This window comes from Duganella sp. AC237 (genome assembly GCF_979254035.1).
Genome location: NZ_CEEDEW010000003.1, coordinates 1,628,150 through 1,649,814, shown reverse-complemented (window position 1 = coordinate 1,649,814; position 21,665 = coordinate 1,628,150). Strand labels below are relative to the sequence as shown.

15 protein-coding genes are annotated in these 21,665 nt (G+C 63.6%); 3 read left to right on the top strand and 12 right to left on the bottom strand.

The annotated features are described in order from the left end of the window. Positions 1–12 precede the first annotated feature (12 nt). From AC0IYS_RS07655 to AC0IYS_RS07620, 8 genes are all read right to left on the bottom strand, one after another. The gene (locus AC0IYS_RS07655) at positions 13–3,021 is read right to left on the bottom strand and encodes a TonB-dependent receptor (protein ID WP_471704605.1); all 3,009 of its coding nucleotides are present in this window, start codon (positions 3,019–3,021) and stop codon (positions 13–15) included. Positions 3,022–3,461: 440 nt separating this feature from the next. Continuing rightward, positions 3,462–4,604 (bottom strand): sugar ABC transporter permease, encoded by a 1,143-nt coding sequence (locus AC0IYS_RS07650; protein ID WP_471704604.1) that lies wholly within the window; start codon positions 4,602–4,604, stop codon positions 3,462–3,464. Positions 4,605–4,623: 19 nt separating this feature from the next. Continuing rightward, positions 4,624–6,150: a D-xylose ABC transporter ATP-binding protein gene (gene xylG, locus AC0IYS_RS07645; RefSeq protein ID WP_471704603.1), complete on the bottom strand. Its 1,527-nt coding sequence runs from the start codon at positions 6,148–6,150 to the stop codon at positions 4,624–4,626. Between the two features lie 132 nt (positions 6,151–6,282). Next, entirely contained in the window at positions 6,283–7,290 is a 1,008-nt protein-coding gene (gene xylF, locus AC0IYS_RS07640) for a D-xylose ABC transporter substrate-binding protein (RefSeq protein WP_471704602.1), read from the bottom strand. Positions 7,291–7,391: 101 nt separating this feature from the next. Further along, on the bottom strand, positions 7,392–9,182 hold the full coding sequence (locus tag AC0IYS_RS07635) for an IlvD/Edd family dehydratase (RefSeq protein WP_471704601.1): 1,791 nt from the start codon (positions 9,180–9,182) through the stop codon (positions 7,392–7,394). Positions 9,183–9,186: 4 nt separating this feature from the next. After that, entirely contained in the window at positions 9,187–11,139 is a 1,953-nt protein-coding gene (locus AC0IYS_RS07630) for an SDR family oxidoreductase (protein ID WP_471704600.1), read from the bottom strand. A gap of 192 nt (positions 11,140–11,331) precedes the next feature. Continuing rightward, on the bottom strand, positions 11,332–12,546 hold the full coding sequence (locus AC0IYS_RS07625; RefSeq protein ID WP_471704599.1) for a XylR family transcriptional regulator: 1,215 nt from the start codon (positions 12,544–12,546) through the stop codon (positions 11,332–11,334). Positions 12,547–12,684: 138 nt separating this feature from the next. Further along, positions 12,685–16,083, bottom strand: coding sequence for a GDSL-type esterase/lipase family protein (locus AC0IYS_RS07620; protein WP_471704598.1), 3,399 nt, complete (start codon positions 16,081–16,083; stop codon positions 12,685–12,687). A gap of 250 nt (positions 16,084–16,333) precedes the next feature. Between AC0IYS_RS07620 and AC0IYS_RS07615 the strand changes: the two genes are divergently transcribed. After that, complete coding sequence (locus AC0IYS_RS07615; protein ID WP_471704597.1) at positions 16,334–17,275, top strand: alpha/beta fold hydrolase; 942 nt, start codon at positions 16,334–16,336, stop codon at positions 17,273–17,275. Here AC0IYS_RS07615 and AC0IYS_RS07610 read toward each other — a convergent pair. Then, a complete protein-coding gene (locus AC0IYS_RS07610; RefSeq protein WP_471704596.1) occupies positions 17,265–18,917 on the bottom strand; it encodes a glycoside hydrolase family 43 protein in 1,653 nt (550 codons plus the stop codon). The two genes, AC0IYS_RS07615 and AC0IYS_RS07610, sit on opposite strands and share 11 nt — an antisense overlap. After that, positions 18,914–20,197, bottom strand: a complete 1,284-nt coding sequence (locus AC0IYS_RS07605; RefSeq protein ID WP_471704595.1) for an MFS transporter — start codon at positions 20,195–20,197, stop codon at positions 18,914–18,916. Before AC0IYS_RS07605 ends, AC0IYS_RS07610 begins: the two co-directional genes overlap by 4 nt. Before the next feature lie 379 nt (positions 20,198–20,576). Between AC0IYS_RS07605 and AC0IYS_RS07600 the strand changes: the two genes are divergently transcribed. Further along, on the top strand, positions 20,577–20,723 hold the full coding sequence (locus tag AC0IYS_RS07600; protein WP_471704594.1) for a hypothetical protein: 147 nt from the start codon (positions 20,577–20,579) through the stop codon (positions 20,721–20,723). 104 nt (positions 20,724–20,827) lie between these two features. Beyond that, a complete protein-coding gene (locus AC0IYS_RS07595) occupies positions 20,828–21,064 on the top strand; it encodes a hypothetical protein (RefSeq protein WP_471704593.1) in 237 nt (78 codons plus the stop codon). A 14-nt stretch (positions 21,065–21,078) separates the two neighbouring features. On the opposite strand, the gene AC0IYS_RS07590 is transcribed toward AC0IYS_RS07595, so the two are convergent. Both AC0IYS_RS07590 and AC0IYS_RS07585 read right to left on the bottom strand, forming a co-directional pair. Then, on the bottom strand, positions 21,079–21,528 hold the full coding sequence (locus AC0IYS_RS07590) for an STY0301 family protein (protein WP_471704592.1): 450 nt from the start codon (positions 21,526–21,528) through the stop codon (positions 21,079–21,081). Beyond that, positions 21,528–21,659 carry a hypothetical protein gene (locus AC0IYS_RS07585; RefSeq protein ID WP_471708818.1) on the bottom strand — a complete coding sequence of 44 codons (132 nt, stop codon included), beginning with the start codon at positions 21,657–21,659 and terminating at the stop codon, positions 21,528–21,530. Before AC0IYS_RS07585 ends, AC0IYS_RS07590 begins: the two co-directional genes overlap by 1 nt. Between the last annotated feature and the right edge of the window lie 6 nt (positions 21,660–21,665).

Below are 21,665 nucleotides of genomic sequence, written 5' to 3'. Positions count from 1 at the left end.
CCTTTCCTCGTATTAGAACGTGTAGCGCAGTTGCGCGGTGTAGCGGCGGCCGGTGACGAACCACGCGCGGCCGTTCATGCCGGTCGTCTGCTGCATCAACTGCTTGAACTGCGCGTTGGTCAGATTCTGCGCTTCGAAGCCCAGCGACAGGTTGTCGTTGATCTTGTAGTTGATCGAACCGTCGAGCTGACCGTAGGCGTCGGCCCAGGTAGGCAGACCCCATACGATGTTACGCGCACCCGGCGTGGCGCTGGCCGGATTGGTGTCCACGCCATCGGTGCCCTTGGTGCCGTTGACGTTCACGCCTTGCAAGCTCTTCGAACGCCAGTTGTACGCCAGGCGGCTCGAGAACGGGCCCTGATCGTAGATCACCGCGATGTTATACGACTGGCGCGACAGGTTCTCCAGCGGCAGGTTGCCGAAGGTGCGGCCGTTGGTGTCGCAACCGTTGATGTTCAGGTTGACGTTGGCGGCCGACGAATCGCTGCTGCAGTACTCCGAGAAGACGTTCTTGTACAGATCGCGCTTGCTGTCGACGAACGTGAAGTTCGCCTGCACGCCCAGGCCGGACAACAGGCCTGGCAGCTTGTCGAAGGTCTGCTGGTAGGCCAGCTCGAAACCGCGCGCATGGCCGCGGGCGCCGTTGATAGGACCGGTGGCCGCGAAGTTCTGCAGGTTGCCATTGATGTCCGGCAGCGCGAAGTTGTAGGTCTGGTTGACGATGATGTCTTTCAGCCGCTTGTTGAACACCGCCAGCGTGAGCGAGCCGACCGGCGAGAAGTACCATTCGGCGGTCAGGTCGAGCTGCTTGGACGTGGTCGGACGCAGGTTCGGGTTGCCCGAGGCGGTGCCGCTCAGGCTAACGTTCGAAACGTTGGTCGCGCCGCCGATGGTGGTGGTGTTGTAGCCGGTCGACAGCGAAGTGTATGCCTGCAGCTGATCGAAGTCGGGACGCGACATCGCCGAAGCGAAGGCGAAGCGGAACTGCAGCGCGTCGGTGGCCTTCAGGCGCAGGTTCAGGCTAGGCAGGAAGTTGTGATAACGGTTCTCGAAGGTCTGCGCCTGCGCGTACGCGGCGATCACGGGGATCGTCTCGCCGGTGTAGCTGCCCGGCGCCGGCTGGCCCGACGGCGGGTTGTACACGGTGTAGCCGGCGGCTTTCGAATCGGTCTTCACGTAGCGCAGACCGACGTTGCCGTCGATCGGGAACTTCAGCTCGTCCCAACCGAAGCGCAGCTGGCCGTAGGCGGCCTGGGTCTTCTCGCTTTGCTGGTTGGTGCCTGCCGGATCGGTGCCGAAGGTGGCCGCTTTCCACGGAGTGCAGGTGCCTGGCTGCGCGCACAGCAGGTCGTGGTAGGCGTGCAAGGCGGCGTAGCTGTTCGGATAACCCGCCGACGTCGAACTGGCCGGGATGATCAGCGACGGCATGCTCATTCTGCCGTTGAAGAAATTATCGAAGTTCTTGATGGTGGTGTTGCCGGCGAAGCGCGGATCGCTCAGGAACGCCTCGGACGTGATCTGGCCGGCGCCGGTGCCGACCTGCCATGGCGCCGAGATGGCGGCCCAGTTGTAGTCCGGGTTGGACTTTTGCGTCACCGCGTCGCGGTCGGTCAGGCGCACGCCGAAACGCAAGTCGCGCAGCACCGGATTGTCGAACGAGTAGGTGGCGTCGGTGCGCCATGCGGTTTCCTTGCCCTTGCTGCGGTCCAGGTGCTCCTGGGTGAAGTTCCAGTAGTTGTTGGCCGGGTTGAGCAGCGCGGCGCGGTCGGCGTCGTTGAAGATCAGGTTGGGCAGCGATCCGGTCAGGTCGAGCTTCTGCGACGGCATCTTGACGGCGGTGGCCACGGTCGAATCGAGGCTGTCGGTGTTGGCGCGAATGCGCTGCACATCGGTGGTGACGGTCCAGGCGTCGCTTGGACGCCAACGCAGGTTCCACGAGATGTCGGTGGTGTCCGAATTGCGGGTCGCCGTGCGGTTGTCGTTGCCGAAATCGATGCCACCGGTGGAGGTCAGGGTGCCGGACATGAAGCGGCCGTTCGCATCATAGACGCCGTTGCTCACGCCCAGGCTCGAAACGTTCGCCGCCGAGAAGATCGCCTGCTCGTCCCAGGTCATCTTGTACTTCGATTTGAAGTACGTCAGCGAGCTGCTTAAAGTGCTGTCGAGTTTCCACTGCAATGCGCCGTACGCGCCTTCGCGCTTGCGGTCGAATTGCAAGGTGCGCCACTGCGCGCCCTTCGGCACATAGGTGGTCTTGCCGTTGGCGTCGACGAACGGGTAGTACGGCTCGACCTGCAGCGCGTCGGTGCGGGTACCGCTTTCCGAGTAGGCCAGGTCGACCAGCGCACCGATTTCGCCGAACGGGGTTTTCCAGCGGTTCGACACCAGGCCGGAATACGACGGCGACTTCTTACCCTTCTTCAGCTCCGAATAGGTGGTCTCTCCGGAGACGGCGCCATGGAAGCCCTTGTAATCGAAGGGCATAGCGGTGCGCAGGTTGACCAGGCCACCGATGCCGCCTTCGGTCTGTTCGGCCGACGGATTCTTGTAAATGTCGACGCCTGCCAGCAGCTCCGGCGGCACATCGCCGAAGTTGAGCGAGCGGCCGCCGTTGGCGGAGAACGAGTCGCGGCCGTTCAATTCGGAGCGCACATAGCTCAGGCCACGGATCGATACGCCCGAGCCTTCGACCGAGAAATGCTCCGGATCGCTCTTGGACATGGTGCGGTCGATGGTCACGCCGGCAACGCGTTGCAGCACCTCGGTCACCGAGCGGTCCGGCAGCTTGCCGATGTCGTCGGCGGCGATCGAATCGACCACCTCGTCGGAGTTCTGTTTGATTTTCTGGGCCGACTGCAGCGCCGCGCGCTGGCCGGTGATCACCACCGCCACCGGCTCGGCGGCCGGCGTGGTGGTCGGGGCGGCGGGCGCCGGGGCGGTCTGCGCGTGCGAAGCACTGCTGGCCATCATCGCCATTTGGGCCAGGCCCAAAGCGATTGCTGTTTTTTTAAACTGTTTCATGTTATGCTCTCCAAAAGGTATATGAATTTTTCATAGCTCTCAGGCTATTTGTTATTGGTGCTTTTCAGGGGCACTTGGGACTGGCCTGGGGTGGGTGATACCGGACGCGGGACGAACGACGCCCGCAGGCGCCACAAGGCGCGGTTTTTCGATCTTCATGGATACGTCTCGCTCTTTGATATTTTTTTTCGTTCTGGCTGAACTGGCGGGGTGCCAAGGCCACACGATGATATGCAAACATTTTGCAAGTTACGTAAAAGCGTGGCAATTGCGAAATTCACCAAGCGGCGGAATGATAATCCGCAAGCGTCTCGTACTTTAAACAAACTCTTACAAAAACTCGCAGGCAAAAAACGGCTGTAAACGACAACGCGGCCCGTCGTTGCGGGCCGCGTGTTATTGCTGAAACCGGACTCAGCTATCCGGCTTGGTATTCAAATTCAACGGCGGCCCGAACGCGTCGCCACATCGACCCACACCGCCAAGGTCAGGATGCAGCCCTTGACGATCATCTGCCAGTAGGTGTCGACGTCGAGCATCGACATGCCGTTATCCAGGCTGGCCATCACCAGCGCGCCGATCAAGGCGCCGTACACGGTGCCCGAGCCGCCGCGCATCGAGGTGCCGCCGATGAAGCAGGCCGCGATCGCATCGAGTTCGCCCGAGGTGCCGGCCGACGGCGAACCTGCCGCCAGGCGGGCCGTGTTGATCAAGCCGGCCAGCGCGCACATCAAACCCATGATCCCGAAGATCCACAGCTTCACCGCTTGCACGTTGACGCCGGAAAGACGGGTCGCCTCCATGTTGCTGCCCACCGCGTAGATGCGGCGACCGAACACCGTTTGCGTGGCGACGTAGCTGAAGATCCCCAGCAACGCCAGCAACAACAGCACCGGCAGCGGAATGCCCTCGTAGCTGTTCAAGGTGCGCACGAAAGCGAACAACACCACACCGATGGCCGCAAGGCGCAAACCGTCGCGCCACATCGCCGGCACCGGCAGGCCATGGCGGGCCAGGCTCGCGCGCTGGCGCCAGGTCAGCACCGCGCCCAGAATGAACAGGCCGACACCCAGCACCACGCCCATTTGCGGCGACAGGTAGCCCTGGCCCAGGTGCACCAGCGGTTCGGACACCGGCGCCACCGTCACGCCGTCGGTCACGCCCAGCACGATGCCGCGGTAGGCCAGCATGCCGCCCAGGCCCACGATGAACGACGGTATGTGCTTATAGGCCGTCAGGTAGCCGTTGAACAGGCCAAGCACCAGGCCGCAGGCCAGCACCACCGCGACGGTGGCAGGCAGCGGCAGGTGGTGGGTGACGTCGAGCACCGCCGCCACGCCGCCCAAAAGGCCGAGCAGCGAGCCGACCGACAGGTCGATCTCGCCGGCGATGATGACGAACGCCATGCCGCAGGCGACGATGCCGGTGACGGCCATCTGGCGCATCAGGTTCGACAGGTTGCGCGGCGAGATGAAGCCGCCCTCCGTCTTCCAGCTGAAGAAGGCCCAGATGATGGCGATGGCGATCAGCAGCGCGAGGATCTTGTACTGCGTGAAGAGCTGTTTGAGATTTATGGTTTTCATGGAGTTCACAGATAAGTCATCACGAATGATCGAGTGCCGCCGACAGCAGCGTTTCCTGGGTCAGGTCCTGGTTGACGAAATCGCCGCGCAGTTTGCCCTCGCCCATCACCAGCACGCGGTCGGACACGCCCAGCACTTCGGCCAGTTCGGACGACACCATGATGATGGAGACGCCCTGGCTGGCCAATTCCAGCATCAGTTTGTAGATTTCGAACTTGGCGCCGACGTCGACGCCGCGCGTCGGCTCGTCGAGGATCAGCACCTTGGGGCGCGTCAGCAGCATCTTCGACAGCACCGCCTTCTGCTGGTTGCCGCCCGAGAGCGACGTAATCGACAGGAACGGGCTGGCCGTCTTCAGGCCCAGTCGCGCGATCTCCTCGCTGACCACCTTGAGTTCAGCCTCGCGGTCGATGCGGGTGAAGTTCGAGAAGCGTCCCAACACCGACAAGGTGATGTTCTGGCCGACGTCCAGGTCGCGCACGATGCCGTGCTGCTTGCGGTCCTCCGGCACCAGCGCCAGGCCGGCGCGGATCGCCTTGAGCGGCGTGCTGGTGTCGATCTTTGCGCCGTTGAGCCAGACCTCGGCTTCCGAGCGGCCCGGATAGGCTCCGAACAGCGCCGACACCAGCTCCGTGCGGCCGGCGCCGACCAGGCCCGCGATGCCGAGGATCTCGCCCTTGCGCAGCGCGAAGGAGACGTTGTCGACCTTCCTGCGTTCCGGCTTCTCGACGTCGTAGCAAATCACATTGCGCGCCTCGAACACGACTTCCTCGCTGGGCGTACGCTCCAGGGTCGGATACAGCTGGTTCATTTCGCGGCCGACCATCTGCGCGATGATCTGCTTGACGTCCATCTTGTCCATCGGCGTGGTGGCGATGTGCTGGCCGTCGCGAATCACGACGATGGTGTCGCAGATCGCCTCGACCTCGTCGAGCTTGTGCGAGATGTAGACGCAGGCCACGCCCTTGGCCTTCAGGCCGCGGATAATATTGAGCAGCACCTGGATCTCGGACGTCGTCAGCGACGACGACGGCTCGTCCAGGATCAGCAGGCGCGCATTCTTGTTCAGCGCCTTGGCGATCTCGATCAATTGCTGGTGGCCGCCGCCGTAGTTCGACACCGGCAGCACCACGTTGACGTCGTTCAGGTTCAATTCTTTCAGCAGCGCCTCGGCGCGCTGGTTCATGGCCGAATAATCCATGCGGCCGCCCGGCAGGGTGATCTCGTTGCCGAGGAACAGATTCTCGGTGACGGACAGCTCGGGCACCAGCATCAGTTCCTGGTGGATGATGACGACGCCGGCGGCCTCGCTCTCGCGGATCGACTGTGCCCGCAGCGGCTTGCCGTCGAACAGGATCTCGCCGTCCCAGGTGCCGTGCGGGTAGACGGCGGACAGCACTTTCATCAGGGTCGACTTGCCGGCGCCATTCTCGCCGCACAAGCCGATGCACTCACCGGCCCTGACTTGCAGGTCGATGCCGTCGAGCGCCGGAACACCGCCAAATTTTTTGACGATGCCCTTCATTTCTAGCAAATAGCCGGACATACTGGTTCTCGCAGAGGTGGTGGAACTCGCCACGCGCAAGCCGCTGCACAATCAGCGGAACGGGGCGTGGCGAAAGACAGTGCGAACGCACGGCGGGGCGTGGACGACGCCCCGGTCTTCATGAAGCGGCGATTATTTCGCGGTCGCGAGTTGGGCCTTGGTATAGAAGCCGTCGGCAACGATGACATCCATATTCGCCTTGGTCAGCATGGTCGGCTTCAGCAGCAGCGTATCGACTTCTTTGAACCCGTTCTGGTACTTCGAGTTGAAGCCCGGCTTTTCGCCGCGCACCAGTTGAACCGACAGCTTGGCCGCCTCGGTGGCGATCAGCTTGAGCGGCTTGTAGACGGTCATGGTCTGGGTGCCGGCGATGACGCGGCGCACGCCGGCCAGATCGGCGTCCTGGCCGGAGACGGCTACTTTGCCGTCCAGCTTTTGCGAAGCCAGCGCCTGGATCGCGCCGCCGGCGGTGGCGTCGTTGGAGGCGACCACCGCATCGAGCTTGTTGCCGTTGGCGGTCAGCGCGTTTTCCACGATGGACATCGCCTCGGCCGGATTCCAGTCCTTGACCCACTGCTTGCCGACGACCTTGATGTCGCCCTTATCGATCAGCGGCTGCAGCACTTTCAGCTGGCCTTCGCGCAGCATCTTGGCGTTGTTGTCGGTTGGCGCGCCGCCGAGCAGGTAGTAGTTACCCTTCGGTTTGACGGCGACCACGCCCTGCGCCTGCATTTCGCCCACGGCCTTGTTATCGAAGGAGATGTAGGCGTCGATGTCGGCGTTGAGGATCAGGCGGTCGTACGAGACGACCTTGATCTTGGCCTTCTTCGCTTCCTTGACGGCGTTGTTCAGCACCGTGGCGTTGTAGGGAACGATGACCAGCACGTCGACGCCGCGCGAGATCAGGTTTTCGATCTGGGCGATCTGGCGCTGCTCGCTGGCGTCGGCCGACTGCACGAAGACTTTGGCGCCCTGCTTTTCAGCGGCGGCGACGAAGTAGTCGCGATCGCGCGCCCAGCGCTCGAGGCGCAGGTCGTCGATGGAAAAGCCGATTTTAGGATTCTTGGCGTCCGCCATGGCGTTACCGCCGGCGCACACCATCATGACCGCGATGGCGGCCGCACTCAGTAATTTCTTCATTTGTTTCGTCTCCTGATTCGAATGCCGTTTTGCCTGACACAGGCCCTACATTTCTAGCTCGTTACCGTACAGGTCTATGCCTGTTTTTACAGATAGTGTTCCTAATGATTATGCCGGGCCGGATTATCCGCCACGCCCCGGTATGGTACAGCCAGTTCCATGCATGCGCCGTTTTCCATTTGGCCCACGGTGCTGCGATAAATCTCCTGCCAAGGCGTCTGGCTGGCCGGGATGGCCGGCAGCGCGCCCTTCTTGCGTTCTTCCCATTCCGCTTCCGGCACCAGCGCGTTGCAGGTGCCGGCGTTCAGGTCGACGCGGATCATGTCACCGGTGCGCAGCCACGCCAGGCCACCGCCGACGGCGCTTTCCGGCGACGCGTTCAGGATCGACGGGCTGTCCGAGGTGCCGGACTGGCGGCCGTCGCCGAGCGTCGGCAGCCAGTTGATGCCGCGCTTGACCAGCGCATCGGGCGGTTGCATGTTCACCACCTCGGCCGAACCGGGCCAGCCCACCGGGCCTGCGCCACGGATGACCAGGATGCAGTCCTCGTCGATGTTCAGCGCCGGATCGTTGATGCGGTTGTGGTAATCGGTCGAGCCGTCGAACACCACGGCGCGAGACTCGAACACATTCTCCTGGCCCGGCTTGCTCAGATAGCGCTCGCGGAAGGCCGGCGAAATCACGCTGGTCTTCATGATGGCGAAGTCGAACAGGTTGCCCTTCAAGACGAAGAAACCGGCATCCTCCTTGAGCGGCGCGTTGAACGGGAAGATCACTTCGCGGTCCTGCGTCTCTTTGCCCGTGAGGTTGTCGCGCATGGTGCGGCCGGTGACGGTGGCGCGGTCCGAGCGCAACATGCCCTGCTGCTCCAGCTCCCACATCACGGCCGGCACGCCGCCCGCGCGGTGGAAACGCTCGCCGAGGAATTTACCGGCCGGCTGCATGTTCAGCAGCAGCGGCACCTTGTGGCCGTATTCCATCCAGTCGCTCGAATGCAGCTCGACGCCGGCGTGGCGCGCCATCGCGACGATGTGCTGCTGCGCGTTGGTCGAACCGCCGATGGCGGCATTGACCACGATCGCGTCGAGGAAGGCGTCGCGGTTCAGGATCGAAGAAGGCTTGATGTCCAGCTTTGCCATCTCGACGATGCGGCGGCCGGTTTCGTACGCCATCTGGCCGCGTTCGCGGTAAGGCGCCGGAATCGCCGAGCAACCGGTCAGCGACATGCCCAGCGCCTCGGCGATGGCGTTCATCGTCGACGCCGTGCCCATGGTGTTGCAGTGTCCCGCCGACGGCGCCGAAGCGGCGGCGATCTGCAGGAACTTTTCGTTGTCGATGGTGCCGGCGGCCAGCTGGCGGCGGCCTTTCCAGATCGCCGCGCCGGAACCTGCCAGTTCGCCTTCGAACCAGCCGTCCAGCATCGGACCGCCGGACAGCACGATGGCGGGAATATCCACGGTCGATGCGGCCATGATCTGCGACGGCGTGGTTTTGTCGCAGCCGGTGGTCAGGACCACGGCGTCGATCGGATAGCCGTGCAGGATCTCGACCAGGCCCATATAGGCCAGGTTGCGGTCGATCGCCGCCGTCGGACGACGGCAGTTTTCGAAGATCGGATGCAGCGGGAATTCCATCGCGATACCGCCGGCATCACGGATGCCGTCGCGCACGCGCTTGGCCAGTTCCAGGTGGATGCGGTTGCACGGGCTGATATCGCTGCCGCTTTGGGCGATGCCGATGATCGGCCGGCCCGAGCGCAGCTCTTCCGGCGTGATCCCGTAGTTCATGAAGCGCTCGAGATACAGCGCGGTCATGTCGATGTGGTCCGGGTTGTCGAACCAGTCTTGCGAGCGGTAGCGGCGTGGCTGCTGGTTGTTCATGTCATTACCCATATCTTTATGCGCCGTACCAGCCGGCGTCGACGAAGTATTCACGACCGGAGCACGCCGAGGCGCTGTCCGAGGAAAGGAACAGCGTTATCGCCGCCACGTCGTCCACTTGCACGCGCTTTTTCAGGCACTGGCCGGCCAGGATGCGAGCTTCCTCGTCCGGCGTGTGCCACAGCGCTTCCTGGCGCGGCGTGCGTACGCCACCAGGAATAATGCAATTGACACGGATATTATCAGGTCCAAGATCACGCGCAAGGCCGCGGGTCATGCCCTCGATGGCGGCTTTGGCCATCATGTACAGGGTCAGGTCCGGCAGCGCCAGGTGCCACGAGATCGAACCGAAGTTCAGGATCACGCCGCCGCCCTGCTCGCGCATGCCCTGCGCCACGGCCTTGGCGCAGAAGTATTGGTGGCGCAGGTTGACCGCCATGCGGCCTTCCCAGTATTCAGGGGTGACGTTTTCCAGGTTGTGGCGGTCGTCGTTGGCGGCGTTGTTGATCAGGATATCGACGGTGCCGATGTCGGCGAAGGTCTTGGCCAGCACGTCGAGATTGGTCAGGTCGCAGTGCAGGTACTTCGGCGGCACGGCGAGGGTCGACAAGGTCGCCTCCAGCGCGCGCGAATCGGCTTCCGCGATATCGAGGAAGGTCACGCGAGCGCCCTGGCGAGCGTATGCCTCGACGATGCCGGCGCCGATGCCGCTGCCGCCACCGGTGACGACCACGCGCTTGCCGGCCAGGCTGGGATAGATCGCCTGTTCCGGCTTGGTCTGCGTAGCCGGTTTCGCGGCCACTGGAGCGGAAGCGCGGGCACGGTTCATCAGCGCGCGCACGCCGTAGGTCCACGGTGCGATCTGGTCGCTGCGCTGCACGTGGTTGACCAGGGCGCCCAGCGAAGGCGTCGAGATGCTGACACGGTCGCCCAGGTGGTGGGTGAAACCGCCGCCGACGGCGTCGCGGTCTTTAATCGGCGAGAACATCGTACCGAGGAACAGCATGAAGCCGTCCGGGTACTGGTGGTGGCGGCCGCACACCTGGCTGACCAGGTCCAGCGGATCGCGGCTGATTTCGCGCATGCGGCTGGCGCCGGCCAGACGGAAGTCGTCGTCCTGGCCTTCGATCAGCATGCTCACTTCCGCGTTGCGGATGGTGTCGATGGTGAAGTGTTCGTCGAACAGGCGGATGAACGGGCCGATCGAGCACGAACCGTTGTTGTCTTTCGCTTTACCCAGCAACAGCGCGCTGCGGCCTTCGATGTCGCGCAGGTTGACGTCGTTGCCCAGCGTCGCGCCGAGCACCTTGGCCTGGCTGTTGACGGCCAGGACGATCTCCGGCTCCGGGTTGTTCCACTTCGAATCAGGGTGCAGGCCGACGTCGGCGCCCACGCCGACAGCGGACATCGGCTGCGACTTGGAGAACACCTCGGCGTCCGGGCCGATACCGACTTCCATGTACGGCGACCACAGGCCGCGCTCGATCAGGTCCGACTTCAGCTTGGCCGCTTCCGGCGAACCCGGACGGATGGCCGACAGGTCGGAACCGATGATGGTCTGGATTTCGGCGCGCAGGGCGTTGGCGCGCGACGGGTCGCCGGCGGCCTGCTCTTCGATCACGCGTTCCAGCAGGCTGACCGCGAAGGTCACGCCGCAGGCCTTGATCGCCTGCAGGTCGCATGGCGCCAGCAGGCGCGGGATGCCGTCGCCGGCGGCGCCGATGGCGTTTTCCAGCAAGGCCTGCACGGGGCCGAGCGATTCGCCGGGAGCGGAACGGGCCACTTCCAGCGCGTCGTCGCGCTCCAGCAAATCGGACATGGTCGGGGCGTGGCCGGTGATGTCGAACACCTCGCCGTTGCGTACGGCGACCACACAAGGACCATTGATGACGCCATCACGCCATACACGTCCCACCAGCACTGCGCGGCTCACATCGTCCGGCAGCATCGAATTTATATTATTTTCCAAGGTCTCTCTCTCCAGGCAGGCTAGCAAACTGCGTGGGAGATTTTCACCTTATTCAGGGGTGGGGGCAATTACGAAAACCACCAAGCACGGTCATGATTTACGCGTATTTTGGTCAAATACGTTAAACCCGCACGGCGATCCGCGGCGGGGTCGTACCCCAAGGGGTACGACCCCTCTCATGGGGTGCGGGTTTCAGGCGACGCTGCGCAACGGTGGTTCGACAGCTTCAGCCGCCTCCGGACATTTGAGCATGCGGTCCTGGTAGGCGCGTGGCGTGCAGCCCAGCTCCCGCTTGAACACCGCGTGCATGTACTGGACAGACGTGAAGCCGCAAGTCAGCGCCACCTCGGCGATGCTGCTGTCGCCGCGCGCCAGGCGCTCGGTGGCGGCGTCCAGCTTGAAGCGCAGGATCACGTCGTGCACGCTGCAATCGAGCTCCTGGCGGAAGTACGACTCCAGCGACGAGCGCGAAATGCCGACATACTCCGCCACCTGGTGGGTCTTGATGCCCTGGCAGGCGTACTGGCGGATGAAATGGCGCGCGCGCATCACGTGCGGATGCTTGGGCGCCTCGTGGCGGGTGGAGGTCTGGACGTTGATGCCGACCGGCGGCACCATCACGCGCGTGCCCTGCAAGCGCACGCCGTGCAGCATCTGGTCCAGTAGGTGGGCGGCGGTGCGGCCCATCTCCTGGGCGCCCTGGATCACGGAACTGAGCGGAATGCGGGTGAGCATGCGCGCCAGTGGATCGTTGTCGATGCCGATCAGCGCCACTTGCTCCGGCACCTCGATATTGGCCATGATGCAGGCCTGCAGCAGCTGGCGCGCGCGGGCGTCGGTGACGGCGATGATACCGACCGGCTTGGGCAGGCTATGCAGCCATTTGATCTGCTGTTCGACCGCCTCGTCCCACGAGGCGGCGCTGGTGCCCAGGCCGCGATAAATCTGCGGCTCCATCTTGTCGTCGGCCATCAGTTTGCGGAAGGCGTTCTCGCGCTCCTGCGCCCAGCGGTTTTCCTGCGCTTCGGGCAGGCTGAACATGGCGAAATGGCGCAGCCCGGCCTCGATTAGATGATCGTGGGCAAGTTTAATCAGTTTGAAGTTGTCGGTCGCGACATAGGGCACGCCGGTCGGGTAGTTGGTTTCGCTGGCGTAGGAGCCGCCCACGGCCACCACCGGGATGCGGGTGCGCGCCAGCGCGGCGGCCACGGCCGGATCGTCGAAGTCGGCGATGATGCCGTCGCCCTGCCAGTGTTCGATGCCCGGCAGGCGCAGGCGGAAGTCTTCCTCCAGGAACAGATCCCAGGACGCGCGGGTGCTGCTTAAATGCGCGGCAATACCGGCGATGACTTCGCGGTCAAAAATCTTGTTTGCGTTAAATAACAGCGCAATACGGTGGGACTTCATCGGCATCTTCAACTACCTCAATCGGAAACGGCTCGTCTCATCGCACCCTCTCTGGGATGCGATTTGTATTGTGGCATGATTCCGTCACGATTTAGATGAAAAAGACGTTCCCGTCTGTAAATGAAGCCATCTATTCGGCTATTTTTCTCCTGTCAGAGGGGTAGGTTTCCCAAATACAATGCCTCGGCCGGCCGTACTCATGAAAACGATGCCAAAAGTATTCATGTCACCGATAACGAATTGGGCATCGCCCGGACCGCCGTATTGATGATCATCATCATTTATACGTAGCCACGTGGCGCCGCTATCGGTCGAACGGAACACGCCGCGCACGCCGCCGACGGTGCCCCAGATATACACGGCGGGATAATTGGCGCCCGGCGCGGCCTTGCCGAAACCTACCGCCGCCGCGTAGCCGACGCCCGGCAGACTGCTAAAGCTCTTGCCGGAATCGGTCGAGCGGGCCAGGCCGGCGTCGTATTGCGGCACCCAGATGTCGCCCTCGCGCCCCGGCGCCGCGCGCAGCACCGCGCGGGTGCGCTTGGCCGACGCCAGCGCGCCGGCGGGGGCGAAACTGGCGCCGCCGTCGCTGCTCACCAGCACACGGTCGCCGCCGATGGCGTAAAACTTCTTCGCGTCGACCGGATCGGCCACCGGACGGGCGCCGCCCAGGCCCTTGACCGGATTCCAGCTATCGCCGCCGTTGGTGCTGACGTAGCTGGTGTCCGATTTTTCAGGACTGTGCACGATCGTCTTGCCGTCGGCGCTCAGCGCCAGCTGGCCTTTGGTGCCGTGCATGGCCGCGGTCTTCTTCCAGCTCACGCCCATGTCGTGGGAGATGTACATGGCGCTGCCGGCGCGGGCCACCACGTTGGGATTGCCGGCCGCGTAGTCCAGGCCCCAGGTGGTGCCCATGGTCGGCGTGTGGATCGGCGAATATTTGGTCGGATCGGTGTGGCGGAAGCCGTCATAGTCGCCGATCGCCGAAATCACCGGGCCGCCAGGGATGCTGACCAGGTTGAGCGGCACCGACTCCTCCAGGCCCTCGTCCTCGAACTTCCAGATCGCCGGCGAGGCGTTGATGTCGGTCGAATTGAAGATGCCGTTGCCGGAGACGACCATCAGCTTCTTCGTGTCGAAGGGATCGAATTCCACGCTGGCCGCCCAGTGTATGAAGCTGCCGGCGATCCAGCTCACGCCATTGGCGTCGATCTTCACGCCCTGGTCGACGATGCTCTTCCAGCTTTTGCCGCCGTCCAGCGTCTCGAAGAACTGGTCGCGGATCGCGTTGGTCTGGTTGCGGTAGTAGCTGATGGTGGTGACCACCATGCGTTTGGGATTGCCGGGATCGACGGTGATGCCGGCGTAGGCGCGGTTCAGCGGCGGCGAGATATCGGTCCACATCTTCGCGGCGACATCGTACTGCCACACGCCGCCCTCCTCCAGGCCCTCGCCATGGGCGACATCGCCCCAGGGACCGGCGCCTTTGGCGAACGTCACCACCAACTTGCCGCCGGCCAGCACCGCGCGGTGCGGCATCAGCTTGGACGGGCCGCCGGTCATTGCGCTGAAGGTCTTGCCGGCGTCCTCGGACACATACATATTGGCGCCGTCCTTGCCGAAGCGCGAGACGCCCGCGAACAGGCGCTGCGTGGCGCCATCCTTCACGCTGGACAGATCGAGGACGACAAGACTGACGCCGTTCTTGTTGACCGGCGTGGTGGTCACGTCCAGGCCATCGAGACGGCGCCAGGTCAGGCCCTCGTCCACGCTCTTGAACATGCCGTTGGCGCGGGTGCCGATGTAGAGGATCTTGCCGTTGGCCGGATCGACCTGCAGCTTCTCGCCGTTGCCGCGCCCCATGCCGTTGCCATGCACCTTGAACTGCCGGGTGACGTCGATCTTGGTGAAGGTTTTGCCGTAGTCGGACGATTTCAGGATCGCGCTGGCGCCGCCGTTCAGATATTCGATACCGGTCGACATGTACACCCGGCCCGGCGTGCCCGGATCGATGGCGATCGACTCCACGCCCAACAGGCCGGTCTCGCGGTCCGACACCCAGTCCATCAGCGCGATCCAGCGCTTGTTCGGCGCGTCCCAGCGGTAGGCGCCGCCGACGTCGGTGCGCAGATAAATCAGCCCCTTCTCGGTTTTACTGGTGATGATGCCGGAGACGAAACCGCTGCCGCCAATGGCCACCGGCTGCCATGCATACGGTTGCGCGGAACCCTCGCCCGCCGGCATCAGCTTTTTCAGCTCCGGCGCCAGCGCCCTGGCCCAGATTTCATAGCCCTTTTCGTTCGGATGCAACAGGTCCGGCATGATGTCGGTCGACAGCGTGCCGTCCGGCGCCAGGAACTGCTGATTGAAATCGGCGAAAAAAACCTTCTCGTTGTCGGCGTAGCCGGCGATGATGGCGTTGACCTGGTTGTTGATCCGGCGCAGCGGGTCGTTCGGCTTTTCACCGCGCGGGAAGATCGCCAGCAGCAGGATTTTGGTCTCCGGCAGGCGGCGGCGCAACTCCTCGATATTGCGCTTGATGCCGGCGGCCGTGGTGTTCGGATCCTCCTGGCGGTGGCCGGTGTTATTGGTGCCGAACATCAGCACCGCGACCTTGGGCGCGATGCCATCGACCTCGCCATGCTGCAGGCGCCACAGCACGTTCTCGGTGCGGTCGCCGCCGAAACCCAGCGCCAGCCCGTTCATCTGTTTGTAATAGCGCTCCCACACGGGCGCGCCGCTCTTTTCCCAACCCTCGGTGATGGAGTCGCCGATGAAAACGATCTGGTTCTTTTTGCCCAGCGCCTTGGCCTCCTCCAGCTTCTTCTCGTGGCGCGGCGTCCACCAACCGATCGACCACGATTCGTTCAACTTTTCCGGCGTGACCGATACAGTCTTGTAGTCCGGGCAGCTGGCGTTCGGTTTTCCGCTCCTGAGGATCTTGATATTGGCGACAGCGATTTCGCCGGTGCCGGTACCCTCGACCGCGAACGGCCGCGCCACCCTGCTGAAATCGTCGCCGTCGCGCGCGAAGCAGCTCATCGCAAACACCAGATGCCGCCAGCCCTTGCCCGCCGCCTCGCGCCCCGGCAGCACGTATGGCACGCCGCGCTCGCAATTTTCGCCGCAGCCGACCTTGAAATTGATGCCGCCGTTGGCCAATTCCTTGACGTTGACGTCCAGCGCCAGCACGCCCTTGGCCATGTAGGGACGCAGGTCGAGCGGCTGCTTGCCGCCATCGATGCGCAGGCTGGCATACCAGGTGTCCTTCCATTGCAAGGTCAGCGCGTCATCGGCCTTCTTCATGCCGGACTTGCTGACAGTTACGCTACCGTTCGGCGACTTGTTGGCGGGCGCGATGACGGCACTGGCGCCCTCAAGCGTTTTTTGCGTATCGGAATCGGCGACGGCGGCCTGTAAGGAGCCGAGCGGGCGGGCGCTGTAAATATTGAGTTCGTTGGTCGGCGCGGCTGCGCCTGCCTGGGCGGCCCAGGCGAGCGCGATGGCGGCAAAGGTCCGCCGATGGGTGATCGTCATTAAGCTGTCTCGTAGCGATAGTATTTTCACCTATTCTGCGAGCAGCAAAGAGCCGCCGCAATTGCGAAAATCACCAAGCGAACGAATGATATTGGCCGCGCCGGTGGCGGCGCCTCACTCTTTCGGGTGTAGGCCGGCGCCGCGCGCCGGCATACGCTGTGCCGTCTCAGCGCCGCGGCGACGCAATCCGTCACGGCATCCATCCACCCGCCGCCGGCATCCAGAACCGTCGGCATTCCAGGAGCCCACCATGAACCGCCTCTTCCCCCACTACAGCCTCGCCCTGCGCGGCGCGGCCGCCGCCGTGCTGGTCCTCGCCGCCCAAGCATCCCTGGCCGCCGCGCCCATCGACACGCCGGTGCCCGGCTTCAGCGACAAGTACGCCACCGTCAACGGCGTGCGCCTGCACTACAAGATCGGCGGCCAGGGCACGCCGGTGGTCCTGCTGCACGGCTACGCGCAAACGGGCCACATGTGGGGACCGGCCATGCGCGAGCTGGTCAAGAAGCATACGGTCATCGTGCCGGACCTGCGCGGCGCCGGCGGCTCGGACAAGCCGGCCGGCGGCTACGACAAAAAAACCATGGCGGTCGACATCCATGAACTGGTCAAATCGGTCAGCAGCGGGCCGGCGGCGGTGGTCGGCCACGACATCGGCTTGATGGTGGCCTACGGCTACGCCGCGCAGTTCCCGGCCGACACCAGCCGCCTGGTCGTCATGGACGCATTCGTGCCGGGCGTCGGCGAGTGGCGCACCGCCTTCCCGGCGCAGGCGGTATGGCATTTCCACTTCTACGGCGACACGCCGCTGGCGCTCGTCAAGGGACGCGAGCGCATCTACTTCGAACACTTCTGGAACGACTTCTCGGCCGACAAGGGCAAGTCGATCAAGGAGGCCGACCGCAAGCTGTACACGGCCGCGTACGCGCAGCCGGACGGCATGCGCGCCGGCTTCTCCTATTTCAGCGACTTCGAAAAGGACGCCGCCGATTTCGGTCCGATGAGCCAGACCAAGCTGACCATGCCGGTGCTGGCCATCGGCGGCGAGAAGTCGGCCGGCGCCTTCGTCGGCAACCAGGCCAAGCTCTACGCCACCAACGTGCAAAGCCTGATCATCAAGGGCTCCGGCCACTGGCTGATCGACGAGGCGCCGGAACAGGTGGTGCCGGCGCTGGTGTCGTTCATCGACTAAGCGTTGCGGGGCGCGTCGGGGCGACGCAATATGGCCGCTCCCGATAGTCGAAATAATCGAAATCCGCGTGCATGCCGCTGCCGGCCATGTCCTGGCACGCCATGCCGACAAACGCCCCGGTGAAGTTGGGCTGGCCTGGCGCGTTGGCCTCGTCCGACAAGATGCTTGCGTCGAACTGCTGCGGCAGCCACTGCCAGTCGCCATCCGCGATCCGGTAGCCGAAATACAGCCGCTCCTCGTCGACCTCCACCCGCAGCCGCACCGGCACGCCCGCAGGCAGCGCGATCGGCGCGGTGAAGGTATCCGTCTGCACATGGTTGGGCAGGCTCGTCATCACACGCAAATGCTTGCCGACCGCCTCGTCGTGCGTAATGTACAGATAGTGGAACTTGGCGCCGCCGTAATAACAGACCAGCCCGGCCTGCTGCTGGTAATGCTCCGGCTCGAAATCGACCACGGTGGAGGCGCTGTAACAGTGAGACTGCTGGCGGCGCGCCACCAGCGCCTGCCGGAACTGGCTGCCCAGGCTCTCGCGGCCATACAAACGCAAATGGCCGGGCCGCGCGGTCAGGCTGAACAGCTCCTCCGGCCAAGGCGTGCGCAGCCACTGGAAGGCCAGCGGCAATTGCGGCGCATCGAATTCCTCGCGGACCGGCTCCACGGGCCACGGATGCGGCGGCAAGCCCGGCGCGGCGGCCTCAAGCTGCGCCGTCCCCTGCCCGTCCGCCGTGCGCAGCCAGCCATCGTCGCCCCACACCGCCGGCTGGATCGCGGTCTCGCGCCCCAGCGTGCAGGTGCCGCGATTGCGCAGCGGCCGGCCGCACAGATACACCATATACGTCTGGCCATCCTGCGTCTCGACCAGGTCGGCGTGGCCGGCGCGCTGCAGCCCGGCATCGGGCCGGTGGCGCGAACTGAGGATGGTCTGGTCGGGATGCAGCTCATACGGGCCGTGCAGCTCGCGCGCCCGCGCCATCGTCACGCCATGGTTCCAGCCGGTGCCGCCCTCGGCGGTCAGCAAATAGTAATAACCGTCGCGCTTGTACAGGTGCGGCGCTTCGGTCAGCCCGTGCGCCGTGCCTTTGAAGATGTTCTCGCGGCGGCCGACCAAACGCCCTTCCGCCACCGAATACTCCTGCGCGACGATGCCGGCGAAACGGTTGCCGCCCGGCCGGTGGTCCCACAGCTGGTTCAGCAGATACTTGCGGCCGTCGTCGTCATGTAACAGCGACGGATCGAAGCCGCTGCTGTTGAGATAAACCGGATCGGACCACGGACCGTCGATGGCCGGACTGGTCACCAGATAATTATGGAAGTCCCGCAGCGAAGCGCTGCCCGCCGCGCCACCGGTGGAGGTGCGGCCGTAGCGCTTGACGTCGGTGTAGATCAGCCAGAACAAGCCGTCCGCATAGGTCAGGCATGGCGCCCAAACGCCGCAGGAATCGGGCGCGCCCAGCATGTTGAGCTGGCTCGCGCGCGAGAGCGGGCGGCACAGCAGGCGCCAGTTGACCAGGTCGCGCGAATGGTGGATCTGTACGCCCGGATACCATTCGAAGGTGGACGTGGCGATGTAATAGTCGTCCCCCACCCGCACGATGGACGGGTCGGGATTGAAGCCGGGCAGGATGGGATTCTGGATCATGCTGATTTGATGATGAGGGGTTCTGGGATCGTCGCCGCCGGTTCACGCACCAGCGTCCACAGCAGCACGGCGGCCACCAGGTCGAGCACGGCCAGGCTGACAAAAAATGGCGTGTAGCCGACGGTGGCCATCAGGCCGCCGATCAGCAACGAGAAGATCAGCAGACCGAGGTTGCCGAAGGTGCCGCACATGCCGGCGACCGTGGCCACCTCGTTGCGCCGGAACAGATCGGACGACATCGTGATGACGGTGACGGACAAGGTCTGGTGCGCGAAGCCGGCCAGGCTGAGCAAGGCGATCGCGGCGTAGGGACTGTCGACGAAGCCGACGAACGCCACACCCATCATCATACAGGCGCCCAGGGTGAAGGCGCCACGCCGCGCGTTGATCAGGCGCACGCCGCGCTTTTGCAGCGCCAGCACCACCACCGGCCCGAACATGCAGCCCAGGTCGGCGGCCAGGAACGGCAGCCAGGCGAACATGGCGATTTGCGCCAGGTCGAAATGGCGCACCGTCGTCAGGTACAGCGGCACCCAAAACGACAGCGTGCCCCAGGCCGGATCGGCCAGGAAACGCGGCAGTGCGATGCCCCAGAAATTGCGCATTTTCAGGATACTGACGATGGACGGGCGCTTGCCGTCGCCTTCCAGGTGTTTTTCCTGGCCGGCGGCGATGTGCTCCCGCTCGGCGGACGACAGGCGGCGGTGGCGCGCCGGCGCGTCGTACAGCAGCAGCCAGGCCGCCACCCACACCAGGCCCAGCGCGCCGGTGATGACGAAAGCGGACTGCCAGTTGTAATACAGGATCGCCCACACCACCAGCGGCGGCGCCAGCATGGAGCCGAACGAGGCGCCGACGTTGTAGATGCCGCCCGCCAGGCCCCGCTCCTTGGCCGGGAACCATTCGGACACGGCCTTCATGCCGGCGGGATTGGCCGAACCCTCCGCCAACCCCAGCAGGGCGCGCAGCGCGGCCAGCGTCTGCCAGTTGGTGGCCATGCCGTGCATCATGCAGATGACCGACCAGGCGGCGGCGAACATGGCGAAGCCCCATTTCAAGCCGATCACGTCGAGGATGTAGCCGCACAAAGGCTGCAACATGATGGTGCCCTGGAAGGCGGCCGTGATGTACGAGTATTCCTTGGTGGTGATACCCAACTCGGTGAGCAAGGTGGGCGCGGCGACGGCCAAGGTGCTGCGCGTCAGGTAGTTGATGACCGCGCCCAGCATGATCAGACTGATCATCCACCAGCGTAATCCCTTGATCTTCGAGACGGACATGTTTGCGCAATCATTGAGATGAGAGCGGCAACATTACCACAGTTTGCGGGCCGGATGATAGCGCAATCTTCGCGCTCGGGAGCGAGTCACGGCCGGCATGGGCATGGCCGCGCGCCGCAAGCATGGAGGCGACAAGGTCTAACGCCCCCCCGGCATCATGACTGCTCCACGGCTCGCACTAGCCTCTCCGGCGCGAGCTGTCATCACATCACCGTCTCGCTGAAGTGGCCAGCCACTTCACTCAGGACGGGCAAGATGCGCCGCATGTCACAACGATCGCCCGCCAGATGTTTTAGCAATGAAATGTAACGCGCAAAAACGATGGTATCTTGAAGCCGTAGTACGGATGAATGCCTACTTCGCGTGAAAGGATTCCACAATGAACAAGATCTCCCTGTACGTCATCGTTGCCGTGCTGGTGGCAATCATCGGCTACTTCGCCTTTGATCGCAGCAACGCCAGCAAGTTGACCGGAACCCAGACGTCCCAGCATCAAGATTTCGATAAACGACCAACCCCAACGTGACGCGCCCCCTAAGGCACCACCTCGTTTGAAACCGTTCAGGCCATCACCGCGTATATCTCTCCAGCACAGAGGCATTTCTGCTGATATGCACGGGAGGTGGCGCCATGAGAAAAGTTGTTCTTGCAGCTCAATTCGCTGCGCACTGGAATGCCGTCATCACGCTTGTCGATGCGGAAAAGCTGGTTTACGAGGCTTTCCTTTCCACGCACTCGGAAGCTGAGTTTTGCCGCTGGAATACCTCTCTCAATCCGACATGGGCGCAGTCCTTCTTCCTGACCTTCAGAGACGAGCCGGGGATCGATCTTGCTTGGGTTATCGAGGCGTTGTATGAGATTCGCTAGCGCTAGTAAGCGCACTAGTCGCAGCGGATGCTAGCTGCGGCTAGCCGTTGGCCGGTGCGCTTTTCGCCAGTCTCGCAGAACCTGATTCTAACCGGTACGGCATACATTAGGCGAAGATCTGAACCGCCATTTTCGTAGTTGCAGAAGACCCATTTCTCGCCGTCCTCATCTGTGCCGTGAAAATGAAATCGGCGCCCTCTTCCGTTCGGCAGGTCGTCGCCACGAAGCTCACCGTTCGCTTCGGCCAGTCCTGTTAGCGCCCCCGCTTGATTGAGTGGCAGACCGGCCCTGTCGGTCACTGGCGCGTACCAGCCCTTGTTGCGCATTTCCAGCAACCGCTGCTCGTCAGGGTAGCGCAACGGGCACTGAAGAACGAGCGGCGCAGCCACCGCTGCTTGGGTGAGGTAGAGCGCGATCAAACTAAAAAACAACCCAGAAGGTTTCGGCATTATCGGAGTCTTCATTATTCGCCACCGTCCTCTTTCAGTTTCGCTCTTGGATAGATTTCCCGCATGCCGATCATCCGTTTGTCTTTCCACTGATCCATGACAAGAATGTATCTCGGACGGCCAGTCTTGGGATCGATTGGCCCCATGCCCAT